We start from the raw sequence: 13,833 nt of genomic DNA, 5'->3' as shown, positions 1-13,833 counted from the left end.
TCCAGCATGTTCGAATCCGTACGCGACGATCTGCGCACCACCCTCGACGAGATCCGCGCCGCCGGCCTGCACAAGCCCGAGCGCGTCATCGGCACCCCGCAGTCCGCGACGGTGGCCGTCACCTCCGGCGGCCGTGCCGGTGAGGTCCTCAACTTCTGCGCCAACAACTACCTGGGCCTCGCCGACCACCCCGAGGTCATCTCCGCCGCCCATGAGGCGCTGGACCGCTGGGGCTACGGGCTCGCCTCGGTCCGCTTCATCTGCGGAACCCAGGAGGTCCACAAGGAGCTGGAGGCGCGGCTGTCGGCCTTCCTCGGCCAGGAGGACACGATCCTCTACTCCTCCTGCTTCGACGCCAACGGCGGCGTCTTCGAGACGATCCTCGGCCCCGAGGACGCGGTCATCTCCGACGCCCTCAACCACGCCTCCATCATCGACGGCATCCGGCTCTCCAAGGCCCAGCGCTTCCGCTACGCCAACCGCGACATGGCCGACCTGGAGAAGCAGCTCAAGGAGGCGTCCGGCGCCCGCCGCCGTCTGATCGTCACCGACGGCGTCTTCTCCATGGACGGGTACGTCGCCCCGCTCCAGGACATCTGCGACCTCGCCGACCGCTACGACGCGATGGTCATGGTCGACGACTCGCACGCCGTCGGCTTCGTCGGCCCCGGCGGCCGTGGCACGCCCGAGCTGCACGGCGTCATGGACCGGGTCGACATCATCACCGGCACCCTCGGCAAGGCGCTCGGCGGCGCCTCCGGCGGCTACGTCGCGGCCCGTGCCGAGATCGTCGCCCTGCTGCGCCAGCGCTCGCGCCCGTACCTCTTCTCCAACTCCCTCGCCCCGGTCATCGCCGCCGCCTCCCTCAAGGTCATCGACCTGCTGGAGTCCGCCGGCGACCTGCGCGACCAGCTCAACGCCAACACCGCCCTCTTCCGCACCCGGATGACCGAGGAGGGCTTCGACATCCTGCCCGGCGACCACGCCATCGCCCCCGTCATGATCGGGGACGCGGCGAAGGCGGGCCGGATGGCGGAGCTGCTCCTGGAGCGCGGTGTGTACGTGATCGGATTCTCGTATCCGGTCGTCCCGCAGGGCGCCGCGCGCATCCGTGTCCAGCTCTCCGCCGCCCACTCCACCGCCGACGTCAACCGCGCCGTGGACGCCTTCGTCGACGCCCGGGCCGCCCTGGCCGCGGAGGCGTGACCACCAGGTCGGGGCCTCGGCCGCGACCTGGGACAATGGGCACATGATCGATGCGCGGCGGCTGCGAATCCTCCGTGCGGTGGCCGACCACCGCACGGTGACCGCGGCCGCCGCCGCGTTGTACCTGACGCCCTCCGCCGTCTCCCAGCAGCTCGCCGCCCTGGAGCAGGAGACCGGCCACCGCCTCGTCGAACGCGGCGCGCGCGGCGCCCGGCTCACCGCCGCCGGGGAGATCCTCCTCAGCCACGCCAACGTGGTCCTGGCCCAGCTGGAGCGAGCGGAAGCGGAGCTGGCGGACTACAGTGCGGGCGTCGCCGGTACGGTCACGGTCGCCGCGTTCGCCACCGGCATCGGCCTCGTCCTCGCCCCCGCCCTCACCGAGCTGGCCCGCACCGCGCCCGGCATCCGGGTCAAGGTCCAGGACGCGGAGGGCGACGCGAGCGTCCCGATGGTGCTGGACCGGCAGGTGGATGTGGCGGTGGCCGTCGAATACCGGGGCGCGCCCGCCGAGGACGACCGGCGCCTCACCCGGGTCCCGCTCTACTCGGAGCCGTTCGACGCGGTGCTGCCGGTGGACCACCGCCTCGCGGGCCAGGACCAGGTGGCGGTCGCCGACCTCGCCAAGGATCCGTGGATCGGGCCGTACCCGGGCAACCCGTGCCATGAGGTGGTGGTCCTGGCCTGCGAGTTCGCCGGGTTCGAGCCGCGCCTGGAGCACTCGTCGGACGACTTCCGGGCGGTGGTGGCGCTGGCCGGGGTGGACGCGGGGGTGGCCCTGGTGCCCCGCTCGGCGCTGCGCGGGATGGAGCTGACCGGGGTGGTCGTCCGCCCCGTGGAGGGCAGCGCCCCCACCCGCCGCGTCTTCGCGGCCGTCCGCCAGGGGGCCGAGGGCCATCCGCTGATCCGGCCGGTGCTGGACGCGATGGAGGCGGTGGCGGTACGGGAGGCGGGGCTGGCCCGGGCGTGAACAGCTCGTGCGAGTCGGCGTGCCGCTCGGCCGGGGCGGCGCTCGCCGCGGCCTCCGTGGCCTCATGCTCGGCGGAGGATCCCCGGCCGCGCCTCAACTGTGGGCCGCAGGGCGACGGTCACTCCGCCGGCTGCAGCAGGTCCCAGCGGTTGCCGTACAGGTCCTCGAAGACCGCGACCGAGCCGTACGTCTCGTGCCGGGGCTCCTCCAGGAAGCGCACCCCCGCCGCGCTCATCCGGGCATGGTCGCCGGCGAAGTCCTCGGTATGCAGGAAGAATCCGACCCGGCCGCCCGTCTGCGCCCCCACGATCGCCTCCTGCGCCCCGTCCTTCGCACGGGCCAGCAGCAGCCCACCGCCGAACGCCGCCCCGCGCGGGCGCACCACCACCCAGCGGGAGCCGTCGCCCCGGTCGGTGTCCTCGACCAGCTCGAAGCCGAGAGCGTCGCGGTAGAAGGCGAGGGCCTCGTCGTAGTCGCGGACGACCAGGGTGACCAGGGCGATGTGGGACATGGGGTTCCTTCCACGGTGTCGGGTAGTTCAGTTATACGTAACACTAACGCTTCCCGTCCCCGCCCCCGGACAATGCCCCCATGGACATCCTGGATGCCACGACTCCGGGCGGCCTCGCCGACGTGACGGCCCGGGCGCGCCGCCTCAGCCAGACCGGCGGGCGCCGCATCCTCGGCATCGCCGGACCACCCGGGGCCGGGAAGTCCACCGTGGCGCAACGGCTGGCCGAGGCCCTGGAGGGGCGCGCCGCCCTCGTCCCCATGGACGGCTTCCACCTCGCCGGCGCCGAGCTGGACCGCCTGGGCCGGGCCGACAGGAAGGGTGCCCCCGACACCTTCGACGCGGCCGGGTACGCGTCCCTCCTGCGGCGGCTGCGCGACCCGGACCCGGACCACGTGGTGTACGCCCCCGCCTTCGACCGGGCCCTGGAGGAGCCGGTCGCCGGGGCCCTGGCCGTACCGCCGGACATCCCGCTCGTCATCACCGAGGGCAACTACCTGCTGCTCGACGAGGGGCCGTGGGCGCCGGTGCGCGGGCTGCTGGACGAGGTCTGGTTCCTGGACCTCCACCCGGAGGTCCGGGTGCGCCGGCTCGTGGAGCGCCATGTGCGGTACGGGAAGCCTACGGCGTACGCGCGGGCGTGGGTGGAGCGCTCCGACGAGGTGAACGCCCGGCTGGTGGAGAGCGGCCGGGACCGGGCCGACGTGGTGGTACGGCTGCCGTCGTGACCGGGCTGCCCGCCGGGTGGGGTGTACGCCTTTGAACCTGCTCGCGTACGCCCCGCCCGGCGGGCAGGATGCTGGAAGCCACGTCCTGCCGCACCCCCCGCACCCTCTCAACGCCAGGAGGCCCCGATGCCCAGCCCGAACCCGCCCGCGCCGCACCCCGTGCCCTTCACCGCCGAGGTCTACCGGGCCCGGATGGCGAAGGCGGCCGAGTCCGCCGCCGAGGCCGGGCTGGCCGGGGTGGTCGTCGCACCCGGACCCGACCTCGTCCACCTGACCGGCTACCAGCCCGTCTCCACGGAGCGCCTGACCCTCCTCGTGCTGCGGGCCGGGGAGGAGCCCGTCCTGGTCGTCCCCACGCTGGAGGCACCCGACGCGGCGGTCGCCGCCGGGGCGCCCGCCCTCGCCCTGCGGGACTGGACGGACGGCGTGGACCCGTACGCGGTGGCCTCTCCGCTGCTCGCGCCCCAGGGCCGCTTCGGCGTCAGCGACAACGCCTGGGCCATGCACCTCCTCGGCCTCCAGCGGGCCCTGCCCGACACCACGTACACCGCCCTCACTGAGGCGCTCCCGATGCTCCGGGCGGTGAAGGACGCCGCCGAGCTGGAGCGCCTGACGGCGGCGGGGGAGGCGGCGGACGCCACGTACGAGGAGATCCTGAAGGTGCGGTTCTCCGGTCGCCGGGAGATGGACGTGGCCGCCGATCTCGCCGCGCTGCTGAGGCACTTCGGCCACTCCCAGGTCGACTTCACCGTCGTCGGCTCGGGCCCCAACGGCGCCAACCCGCACCACGAGGCGGGTGGGCGCACCATCGAGCACGGCGACATGGTGGTCCTGGACTTCGGAGGCCTGAAGCACGGGTACGGCTCCGACACCTCCCGTACGGTCCATGTCGGCGAGCCCACCGCCGAGGAGCAGCGGGTCCACGACATCGTCCGCGAGGCCCAGCGGGCGGGCTGCGCCGCCGTCCGGCCCGGCGTCGCCTGCCAGGAGATCGACCGCGCCGCCCGCGCGGTGATCACCGAGTTCGGCTACGGCGACCGGTTCATCCACCGCACCGGCCACGGCATCGGCGTCACCACCCACGAACCCCCGTACATGATCGAGGGCGAGGAGCAGCCGCTCGTCTCCGGCATGTGCTTCTCCGTGGAGCCGGGCATCTATCTCCCCGGCCGCTTCGGGGTCCGCATCGAGGACATCGTGACCGTCACCGAGAGCGGCGGCCGTCGCCTCAACGCCACCTCGCGTGAGCTGGCGATCGTGGAGTAGCCCGACGTGCAGGACACCGCCTGGGGAGGAGCGCGCCCCCTCCCCAGGCGGCGGGCCTCAGTCCGAGTCGCGGGGGTCGAACGACTTGGTGTCGACCTTCAGCGGCTTCGGGAACGCTCCGGCGACGGCGTCCCAGCGGACGAACTTGAAGTTGGTGCCCTCGCGGTCGCCGTCGGCCGGGGTGGCCTCGCCGTCGTGGGTCACCAGCATGCCCTTCGGGAAGGCTCCGCCCAGGGGCACGTTGACCACGGTGGAGCCGTCGGAGTGCTGCACGCCGTCGGTGGCGCCGTCGGTGATGGCGAAGGAGCCGATGTAGTCGTTCTTCTTCTCCCGGCCGTACACGGCGAAGGTGTCGTCGCCCTGGCTGGAGGCGAGGACGTATCCGGTGCCGTCAGCGGCGTGGTAGAGGGTGATGCCCTCCGCGTCGGCGCCCAGGTGCTCACCACCGAAGCCGGGGTCGTTCTGCGGGTCGAGAACGCATTCCTCCTCCGCGTCGTACGTCCACGGAGTGCCGTACTCACGCACGCGGTCGATCAGCTTCGGCTTCTCGAACTTCTCGTCGTCGAGCCCGATACGCCACAGGCCCACGGTCTCCTGCGCGGCGTACAGGACGTGCCTCTCCTGGTCCACGGCCATGCCCTCGACCTGCGGGCGCTCGCCCGGGTCGGCGCACGGCGTCCACCTGGTGCCGTTGGGCAGGGTGAAGGTGTCGGGCAGGTCGAGGGTGTCCTCGGTCTTGTAGCCGACGCGCCCGCCACGGTCCTTGAGCTGGAGCAGCCGCAGGCGAGTCCGCTCACGCTGGGAGACCACCACGTAGGCGTCGTCGTCGTCCTTGAAGGCGGTCAGCCCGTACGAGGTGCGTTGGTCGTCCACCTCCGCCTCGTCGGCGGCGAAGACCGGGGCGGTTCCGGGGGCGGTCACATCCTTGAGCGGGGGTTTGCCTGCCGCGACAGCGGCCGGGTCGATGGCGTACGCGCGGACACGGTCGCGGCCCCGGTCGCTGACCAGAGCCAGGTCCGTCTTCCTGCCGCCCAGCTCGAAGCCGTAGATGACATCGACGTTGTTGAAGCGACCGGCGCCGGTGCCCTCCGTCGGAGCCTTGGGCGCCGGTACGTGCTGAAGGCGTCGGCCGTCGAGGCCGTAGACGTCGAGACCGGCTTCCTTCAGAGTGCCGATGACGATGCTGATCCCGGGGTTCTCGGGGTGGACCCAGACAGCCGGGTCGTCTGCGTCGGCGCTGCCGCCGGCCTGGTCGTCGTAGACCGTCGGGGTTTCGACGGTGGCCGTGAGAGTCACCGGGGCGGTGGGCCCGGTCACCAGGGCGAACGCGGTGACCAGTGAGGCCGTGGTGCTGAGTGCGAAGGCGCTCACGTTACTCCTCGGTAGGTGTGTGAACGCCTGAAACGCTATGCAGAGTTCGCGAAGCGAGCGGTACGGGACCGTGAATGCCGTGTGACCTCTCGGGGCACCCTGTGCGCCCACCAGCGGTCACCTTCCCGCCCGCGTCGCGTTCTTCGGTGTTCTCCCGCCGGACTCCCGAGAGCGCGACGTGAGCGAGTGTGACGCCTCGGCCGCGCATCAGGGAGTTCAGTCGTCCGCCAGCACGACGCACGACTTGGGCGGCAGATGCAGCACCCCGTCCGCACCCGGCGCCCCGACCGGCTCCCAGGCCGCCACCACCCGTCCGCCGACGCGCCGGTGGCGGCCGGAGCCGAGCGGGATCGTGGCCGGGCCGTCCGCCAGGTTGACCGCGATCCGCAGATCGCCCCTGCGGTACGCCAGCCAGCGGGCGTCCTCGTCGAACGCGGTCTTCACCGCGGCGAGGTCGGGGTCGTGGAGGTCCGGCAACGTCCTTCGCAGCGCGATCAGTTGGCGGTACCAGGCCAGCAGCCGGGCGTGCGGTTCGCGCTCCGGCTCGGACCAGTCCAGACAGGAGCGGTCGCGGGTCGACGGGTCCTGCGGGTCGGGGATCTCCTCCTCCGCCCAGCCGTGCGCGCCGAACTCCCGCCGCCGGCCGTTGCGCACGGCCTCCGCCAGCTCCGGGTCGGTGTGGTCGGTGAAGAACTGCCACGGGGTGCGCGCCCCCCACTCCTCGCCCATGAACAGCATCGGCGTGAACGGGCCGGTGAGCACGAGGGTGGCGGCGCAGGCCTGGAGGCCGGGGGAGAGGGAGGCGGCGAGGCGGTCGCCGAGGGCCCGGTTGCCGATCTGGTCATGGGTCTGGGCGTAGCCGACGAAGCGGTGGGCGGGGGTGCGGGACACGTCGACCGGGCGGCCGTGGGTGCGGCCCCGGAAGGTGGAGTACGTCCCGTTGTGGAAGAACGCCGACGTGACCGTCTTGGCCAGGGCGGCGAGCGGGGCCCGGGCGAAGTCCCCGTAGTAGCCCTGGGACTCGCCGGTGAGCGCGGTGTGCAGGGCGTGGTGGAAGTCGTCGTTCCACTGGGCGTGCAGCCCGAGGCCGCCCGCCGGACGCGGGCTGGTGGTGCGCGGGTCGCAGAGGTCGGACTCGGCGATCAGCCCCAGCGGCCGCCCCAGCTCCAGCGCGAGCGCGTCGACCGCCGCCGACAGCTCCTCCAGGAAGGTGAGCGCCCGGGTGTCGGCGAGCGCGTGCACCGCGTCCAGGCGCAGCCCGTCCAGCCGGTAGTCCCGCAGCCAGGCCAGCGCACTGCCCAGCAGGAACGCCCGTACCTCGTCCGAGCCCGGGGCGTCCAGGTTGACCGCCGCGCCCCATGGCGTGTGGTGGGTGTCGGTGAAGTACGGGCCGAAGGCGGGCAGGTAGTTGCCGGACGGGCCCAGGTGGTTGTGGACCACGTCCAAGACCACCCCGAGCCCCAGCCCGTGCGCCGTGTCGACAAAGCGCTTGAGCCCCTCGGGCCCGCCGTACGGCTCGTGCACCGCCCAGAGCGAGACCCCCTCGTACCCCCACCCGTTGGTGCCGGGGAACGGGCAGACCGGCATCAGCGACACATGGGTGATGCCCAGCTCCGCCAGATGGCCCAGCCGCGCCGCCGCCGCGTCGAACGTGCCCTCCGGCGTGTACGTCCCCACGTGCAGCTCGTACAGGACCGCGCGGTTCAGCCGCCGCCCCGCCCAGCCGTTACGCCAGGCGTACGCCCCCTGGTCGACGACCGCGCTCGGCCCGTCGGGTCCGTCCGGCTGGCGCCGCGACCGAGGATCGGGCAGCAGCGGCCCGTCGTCCACCCGGAACCCGTAACGCTCCCCGTCCGCCGCCTCCGCCTCGGCGCTCCACCACCCCTCCCGCCGCGGGTCGCGCTCCATCGGGTACCGGACCGCCGCCGCCTCCAGCACGACCGTGTCCGCCTCGGGGGCCCACACATCGAACCGCATCCACCACTCCTCGTCCGTACCGGGTCGTCAGATCGCCGGATCGCCGCGCGGACCGGGGGAGAGGTCGCCGTGCCCGGAGCACCTCAACCCACGACCGCGCACCCCTAGAACCGGCCCGTCACCGGCCACTAAGGTCTGGTCCTGATCATTGCCCGGCCTGCTCCCCGCTCATACAGGTTTCGTTCATCCGTACGACTCATGGAGGCCGCGATGCCCGTACCGCAGTTCCCGCCCGGCTTCCTGTGGGGCGCCTCCGCCTCCGCCTTCCAGACCGAAGGTGCGGTGGACGCCGACGGCAAGGGCCCCTCGGGCTGGGACGCGTTCGCCGCCCAGCCGGGCCGGATCAAGGACGGCACCGACACCACCCGGGGCACCGGCTTCCACGCCCGCTACCGCGAGGACGTCGCCCTGCTCTCCGGGCTCGGCGCCGACGCCTTCCGGTTCTCCATCAGCTGGCCCCGCGTGGTCCCGGGCGGCAGCGGCGCCGTCAACGCCGACGGCCTCGACTTCTACGACCGGCTCGTCGACGAGCTCTGCGCCCACGGCATCACCCCCGCCCCCACCCTCTACCACTGGGACACCCCGCTCCCGCTGGAGGAGGCCGGCGGCTGGCTCGACCGGGACACCGCCTACCGCTTCGCCGAGTACGCCGGAATCGTCGCCGAGCGCCTCGCGGACCGGGTCCCGATGTGGATCACCATCAACGAACCCGCCGAGGTCACGATGCTCGGCTACGCGCTGGGCGGGCACGCCCCCGGCCGCACCCTCCTCTTCGACGCCCTGCCCGCCGCCCACCACCAGCTCCTCGCCCACGGCCTCGCGGTCCGCGCCCTGCGCGCGGCGGGCGCCGACAACATCGGCATCGCGCTCTCCCACGCCCCGGTCTGGACGGCCGGCGACTCCGACGAGGACCGAGCGGGAGCCGAGCTGTACGACACCCTCACCAACTGGCTCTTCGCCGACCCCGTCCTCACCGGCCGCTACCCGGACGAAGGGATCGCCGGCCTGATGCCGGGCCCGGTCGCCGACGACCTCAAGGTCATCTCGACCCCGCTCGACTGGTACGGCGTCAACTACTACAACCCCACCCTGGTCGGCGCGCCCCGGCCGGAGGCCCTGGAGACCTTCTCCGGCTTCGCGATGCCCGCCGAACTCCCCTTCGGGATACGCGAGATCGAGGGGTACGAGAAGACCGGCTTCGGCTGGCCCGTGGTCCCCGAAGGGTTCACCGAGATCCTCACCCTGCTGCACCGCCGCTACGGCGACCGCCTCCCCCCGCTCCACATCACCGAGAACGGCTGCGCCCTTGACGAGCCGCTCGCCGACGACCGCCGGATCGCCTATCTGGAGAGCCACCTCACCGCCCTGCGCGCGGCGATGGACGCCGGGGTCGACGTACGCGGCTACTTCACCTGGTCGCTCACCGACAACGTGGAGTGGACGGAGGGGGCCTCGCAGCGGTTCGGGCTGGTGCACATCGACTACGAGACCCTCACCCGTACGCCGAAGGCCTCGTACGCCTGGTACCGCGACCTGATCCGAACGCAGAAGACGCAGATGCGGATCCAGGCCGCCGAAAGGGCTTACGCACGGCCCCCCGAATGATCAATACTCCCGCCATGGTCGCTTCATGGTGGTCCCGGGCCCGGCTGGGGATCTTCGTTCACTGGACGCCCGCCTCCGTCCCCGGCTGGGCCCCGCCCTACGTCCCGCCGGGCGAACTTCCGGTGGCGGGCCGGCGTGCGCCGCTCGGCTGGACCTCGTACGCGGAGTGGTACGAGAACTCCCTCCGTTTCCCCGGCTCCCCGGCCGCCGCCCACCACCGCGCCTCCTACGGCACCCGCCCCTACACCGACTTCGGCCGCGACTTCGAGGACGGGCTCGCCACCTGGGACCCGGCGGCCTGGGCGCGCAGCTTCCGTGAGGCGGGCGCCGGGTACGCGGTGCTGGTCACCAAGCACCACGACGGTTTCTGCCTCTGGCCCTCCGAGACCCGGAACCCGCACCGCACCGGCTGGCACACCACCCGGGACGTGGTCGGCGAGTTCGCCGAGGCCGTTCGGGCCGAGGGCCTGCGGTTCGGTGTCTACTACTCCGGCGGGCTCGACTGGACCTTCGACGACCGGCCCATCGGCACCGCCGCCGACATGTTCTCCGCCGTCCCGCGCGGCCGCTACCCGGCGTACGCCGACACGCAGGTGAGGGAACTGATCCGGCGCTACCGCCCCGACATCCTCTGGAACGACATCGCCTGGCCGGCCTCCGCCACCGAGATCCGCTCCCTCACCGACTTCTACCGCTTCACCGTCCCCCACGGCGTCGTCAACGACCGCCTGCTCCCGTACGCCCCGCACTGGCGGGCACTGAATCTGCCGGGTGCCAAGTCCCTCTACGACTGGTGGGACCGGCGCACGGTGGCGCAGGGCGAGGGCTTCGTACCGCGCACCCCGCCGGACTTCGACTTCCGTACGCCGGAGTACGCCCGGTACACCGGCTCCGACCCGTACGAGATCACCCGGGGCATCGACCACAGCTTCGGCTACAACCGCAACTCCGGCCCGGACGCCTTCATCGGCCGCCGCGCGCTGACCTCACTGGTCCGCGACACGGCGGCCGACGGCGGAAACCTGCTGCTCAACGTGGGGCCGCGCGGCGAGGACGCGACGATCCCCGCCGAACAGCAGCTCCGTCTCGACTGGCTCGCCGAGGAGGCGGCGAGCGGGTCACTCACCCCTGGGCGAACACCAGGTCGATGCGCTCCTGAGTGACGGGATGACCGGCGCGGGCGAACGCGGCCGCCATCGGCGCGTTCCCGCAGTCCGTCGCGCCCGCGATGGACTCCGCACCCTGTTCGACCAGGAAGCGGGTGCACTCCACCAGCAGGTCGTAGCCGTACCCGTGCCCGCGCGCCTCGGGGACGACGCCGATGAAGCCGATGCACGGCCCGGACGGGTTGTGCGCCGGCACGTGGATGCCGGCCACACCGCCGTCCGGCGTGTACGCCAGCTGCCACCACTCACGGGGCGAGGGACACCAGCGGAAGAAGTCCAACTCCTCCTGGGCCGCCGCGTCCAGACCGCCCGGCCCCTCGATGGCCCGCCGGGCATGGGCGTCCAGGGTGACCGAGTGGACCCGGCGCAGTACGTCGAGGATCACGGCGTCGTCCGGCTCGGGGCGGAAGGTGAGCCGGCCCGGCCGCTCGGGCAGCGGACAGCCGGGGGTCCACACATAGCGGAAGCGCTCGACGAGAACCTCCATACCGGCCGCTCGCGCCGCGGCGATCCGCGACTCGGCGGCGGCCCGGACGTCGGGTGCCTCCCGCCAGCCGGGCGGCACCAGCAGGGAGTATTCGCTGCGGAAGGGGGCCCGGCGCAGTAGTTCGGCGCCCGCCTCCTCCTCGCCCGGCGCGAAGTCGAACCAGTCGAGGGCGATGGGCGCGGTGTCGTCGGGGGCGCCCCACCAGGCGGCCCTGGCCACCACGGTGTTGTCGCGCAGGGCGACCCAGGTCCAGTCGGGGCGGTACTCGCCGCCGTCCGAAACGGTGGCGTAACGGTGGCCGAAGGCGCCACGGCCGACGAGAGCGTTGTCGTGAAGGGAGTGGAAAAGATTGGCGTCGCTCGGGGTGAGCGCGCGAATGACCGGATCGGTCATGGAAAGAGTCCTCCAGGGACGAGATATCGCGCTCCCGGTCGGACGTCAGGCTTTCCGAGACGTCAGACGGGGTCCGACTCCGCCCGGTGGGCGGAGCGGGAGCGCGGGGACGAGAAGCTGCGGATGCCGGTCATGCCGGTGGTGTTCTCACGCACGGTCTCGCCTCCCTCCAGGACTTCCAGGACTTCCACGGCCCGGGCCTACGTCGGTGCCGACCGTAACCGGGGCCCGGACACGGTGTCCACCGATTATCCCGCCGAGCCCCGGTGCAGGTCGGCACGGGCGGGAAGCGGTGCTGTTCTGGACACGTCGGGTCCCTCGGCCCGACAATCGTCGATGTGACGTCCTCCTTCGAGTTCCACACGTATCCCGCGCGGCTGTCGGACGCCCAGCGCGACCGTGTCCTCGGCGTGCTCAGAGAGGGTGCCGCACAGGGCAAGCTGTCGCACGACACCTTCATGCGGCGCATGGAGCTCGCCCTTGTCGCCCGCCGCCCCGAAGAACTGGCGGCCCTCACCTCGGACCTGGACACCGGCAGCCGCATCTCGCAGGGGCTGGTCAGGGCCGTCGGCGGGATATCCGCCTTTCCGGGGCGGCTGCGCCGGGCCTGGCAGACCGAGCGGCTCCCGAAGCTGCTGCTGCCCGCGCCGAGCCCGTATCCGCTGCTCATCGGCCGCGACCCGGCCAACGGACTGCGTCTCAACCACGAGACGGTCTCCCGGCTGCACGCCGAACTCACCGTGCGGAACGGCCGCTGGGTCCTGCGCGACCTCGGCTCCACCAACGGCACCTGCGTCAACGGCCAGCGGCTCGTCGGCTCCATCCCGGTGCGCGACGGGGACCAGGTGAGCTTCGGCCGGATGAGCTTCCGGCTGACCGCCCCTTCGCTGCGCCCGCCCGCCTGATCCGCCCCCTCTCAGGGCTGCCGCCCCCCCCCCCCCCCCCCCCCCCCGGGACACCGGAACGCGCCCTCTCCACCCCATCCGCCCCGGCGTCCCCTCACCCGAACGGGCGTACGCCGACTGCGCCGGGCCCCCGGCGGTGGTCCGCTGAGAGGCAGGTGCGTCGACAGGCGACGCCACGACCGCAGGGGGCGACGAGGGATGCCGGCCGACCGCTCCGAGGCGCTGCCCCCCGCCCGCCGCCCGCACCGGCTGGCGGGCGGGCAGCCGGGACTGCTGGAGCCGGGCGCCTCGACCGACCCGTACCGCCTGCGCCTCTACCGGATCCTCCGCACGGACTTTCCGCTCGGCTACGACCCGCCCCTCGGCGCCTGGCTGCTGAGCCGGTACGCGGACGTGGCCCTGGCCCTCACCGACCCCCGCTTCACCGGCTACCCGCGCGACGGGGCCCCGCGCGGCCCGGTCCCCACCCCGCTGGGGCTCTGCCGGGGCAGCCTGGTCTGTACGCCGCTGCCCGGCAGCGGTCCGGACCGGTTCATGGACAGCACCCCGGCCGCCGCCTCCGCCGTGGAGCGCACCGCGTACGTCCTGGCCCGCCGGATAGCCGGGCGCGACCAGGCCGACCTGGTCGGCGAGTTCTGCCGGTGGCTCCCCGCAGGGCTCTCCTCGCCGGAGCTGAACGCACCGGTCCGGACCGGCGTGGGCACCGCCGACTGCGCCCGGCACCCCGGGCTCCGGGAGCGGGCCCTCGCCTCGTTCCTCGCGAACATGCTGGACGACCCGGACCTGCTGGCCGCCGTGGCGGGCGGAGCAGGACCAGGGGCAGGGGCCGGGATGCTGCTCGGCCGGGCCTGGACGGAGACGCTGCGCCGTGACCCGCCCGTCCAGATCGTGCTGCGCCGCACCCGCACCGAGGTCCGCGTCAGCGGCGGCACACTGCCCGCCGGGGCTCCCGTCGCCTGCCTCATCGGCGCGGCGGGGCGCGACCCGGCCCGGTTCGCCGCCCCCGACCGGTTCGACCCGCTGCGCGCCGACGCCGACCCCCTGCTCACCGGCCCGGCCGGCTGCCCCGCCGCCCTGCTCGGCCGGCTGGAGGCCGGACATGGACTGCGCGCCCTGCTGACGGCGATGCCCGGCATCCGCTGGGCCGACGGCTTCCGTCCGGTCTCCAGCGGGGTGCTCACGCGGGGACCGCGGACCCTCCTCGTGCGTCCGTCCTGACCGATCTACCGGGACCGGGCGCCCCGTACCCTC

13 protein-coding genes are annotated in these 13,833 nt (G+C 73.2%); 8 read left to right on the top strand and 5 right to left on the bottom strand.

Annotated features, from left to right (window positions below; genetic code table 11):
- Positions 1–6: 6 nt before the first annotated feature.
- Both AMK21_RS26455 and AMK21_RS26450 read left to right on the top strand, forming a co-directional pair.
- Entirely contained in the window at positions 7–1,206 is a 1,200-nt protein-coding gene (locus AMK21_RS26455; protein ID WP_073881702.1) for a glycine C-acetyltransferase, read from the top strand.
- A 43-nt stretch (positions 1,207–1,249) separates the two neighbouring features.
- The gene (locus AMK21_RS26450) at positions 1,250–2,173 is read left to right on the top strand and encodes a LysR family transcriptional regulator (RefSeq protein ID WP_073881701.1); all 924 of its coding nucleotides are present in this window, start codon (positions 1,250–1,252) and stop codon (positions 2,171–2,173) included.
- A gap of 118 nt (positions 2,174–2,291) precedes the next feature.
- Here the strand turns inward: AMK21_RS26450 and AMK21_RS26445 are convergent, their stop codons facing one another.
- Positions 2,292–2,684: a VOC family protein gene (locus AMK21_RS26445; protein ID WP_073881700.1), complete on the bottom strand. Its 393-nt coding sequence runs from the start codon at positions 2,682–2,684 to the stop codon at positions 2,292–2,294.
- A gap of 80 nt (positions 2,685–2,764) precedes the next feature.
- Here AMK21_RS26445 and AMK21_RS26440 point away from each other — a divergent pair, with 80 nt between their 5' ends.
- Together AMK21_RS26440 and AMK21_RS26435 are read left to right on the top strand one after the other, a co-directional pair.
- Positions 2,765–3,412, top strand: coding sequence for a nucleoside/nucleotide kinase family protein (locus AMK21_RS26440; protein WP_107429996.1), 648 nt, complete (start codon positions 2,765–2,767; stop codon positions 3,410–3,412).
- Between the two features lie 126 nt (positions 3,413–3,538).
- Positions 3,539–4,678 (top strand): aminopeptidase P family protein, encoded by a 1,140-nt coding sequence (locus AMK21_RS26435; protein WP_073881699.1) that lies wholly within the window; start codon positions 3,539–3,541, stop codon positions 4,676–4,678.
- Between the two features lie 57 nt (positions 4,679–4,735).
- Here AMK21_RS26435 and AMK21_RS26430 read toward each other — a convergent pair whose 3' ends face one another.
- On the bottom strand, positions 4,736–6,049 hold the full coding sequence (locus AMK21_RS26430; protein ID WP_073881698.1) for a phytase: 1,314 nt from the start codon (positions 6,047–6,049) through the stop codon (positions 4,736–4,738).
- Between the two features lie 216 nt (positions 6,050–6,265).
- A complete protein-coding gene (treZ, locus tag AMK21_RS26425; RefSeq protein WP_073881697.1) occupies positions 6,266–8,026 on the bottom strand; it encodes a malto-oligosyltrehalose trehalohydrolase in 1,761 nt (586 codons plus the stop codon).
- 210 nt (positions 8,027–8,236) lie between these two features.
- Here treZ and AMK21_RS26420 point away from each other — a divergent pair, with 210 nt between their 5' ends.
- On the top strand, positions 8,237–9,631 hold the full coding sequence (locus AMK21_RS26420) for a GH1 family beta-glucosidase (protein WP_073881696.1): 1,395 nt from the start codon (positions 8,237–8,239) through the stop codon (positions 9,629–9,631).
- Positions 9,632–9,645: 14 nt separating this feature from the next.
- Complete coding sequence (locus tag AMK21_RS26415; RefSeq protein WP_073881695.1) at positions 9,646–10,794, top strand: alpha-L-fucosidase; 1,149 nt, start codon at positions 9,646–9,648, stop codon at positions 10,792–10,794.
- On the opposite strand, the gene AMK21_RS26410 is transcribed toward AMK21_RS26415, so the two are convergent.
- Positions 10,754–11,677, bottom strand: coding sequence for a GNAT family N-acetyltransferase (locus AMK21_RS26410; protein ID WP_073881694.1), 924 nt, complete (start codon positions 11,675–11,677; stop codon positions 10,754–10,756). The two genes, AMK21_RS26415 and AMK21_RS26410, sit on opposite strands and share 41 nt — an antisense overlap.
- A gap of 62 nt (positions 11,678–11,739) precedes the next feature.
- The gene (locus AMK21_RS36720) at positions 11,740–11,868 is read right to left on the bottom strand and encodes a hypothetical protein (RefSeq protein ID WP_267893935.1); all 129 of its coding nucleotides are present in this window, start codon (positions 11,866–11,868) and stop codon (positions 11,740–11,742) included.
- A 147-nt stretch (positions 11,869–12,015) separates the two neighbouring features.
- Here AMK21_RS36720 and AMK21_RS26405 point away from each other — a divergent pair, with 147 nt between their 5' ends.
- Both AMK21_RS26405 and AMK21_RS26400 read left to right on the top strand, forming a co-directional pair.
- Positions 12,016–12,582 (top strand): DUF1707 and FHA domain-containing protein, encoded by a 567-nt coding sequence (locus AMK21_RS26405; protein ID WP_073881693.1) that lies wholly within the window; start codon positions 12,016–12,018, stop codon positions 12,580–12,582.
- 198 nt (positions 12,583–12,780) lie between these two features.
- Positions 12,781–13,800, top strand: a complete 1,020-nt coding sequence (locus AMK21_RS26400; RefSeq protein WP_073881692.1) for a cytochrome P450 — start codon at positions 12,781–12,783, stop codon at positions 13,798–13,800.
- Positions 13,801–13,833: the final 33 nt, after the last annotated feature.

The organism is Streptomyces sp. CB00316, assembly GCF_001905595.1.
Lineage (GTDB): Bacteria > Actinomycetota > Actinomycetes > Streptomycetales > Streptomycetaceae > Streptomyces.
Note: the sequence above shows the minus strand (reverse complement) of the source record. Positions and strands in the feature narration are given on the sequence as shown.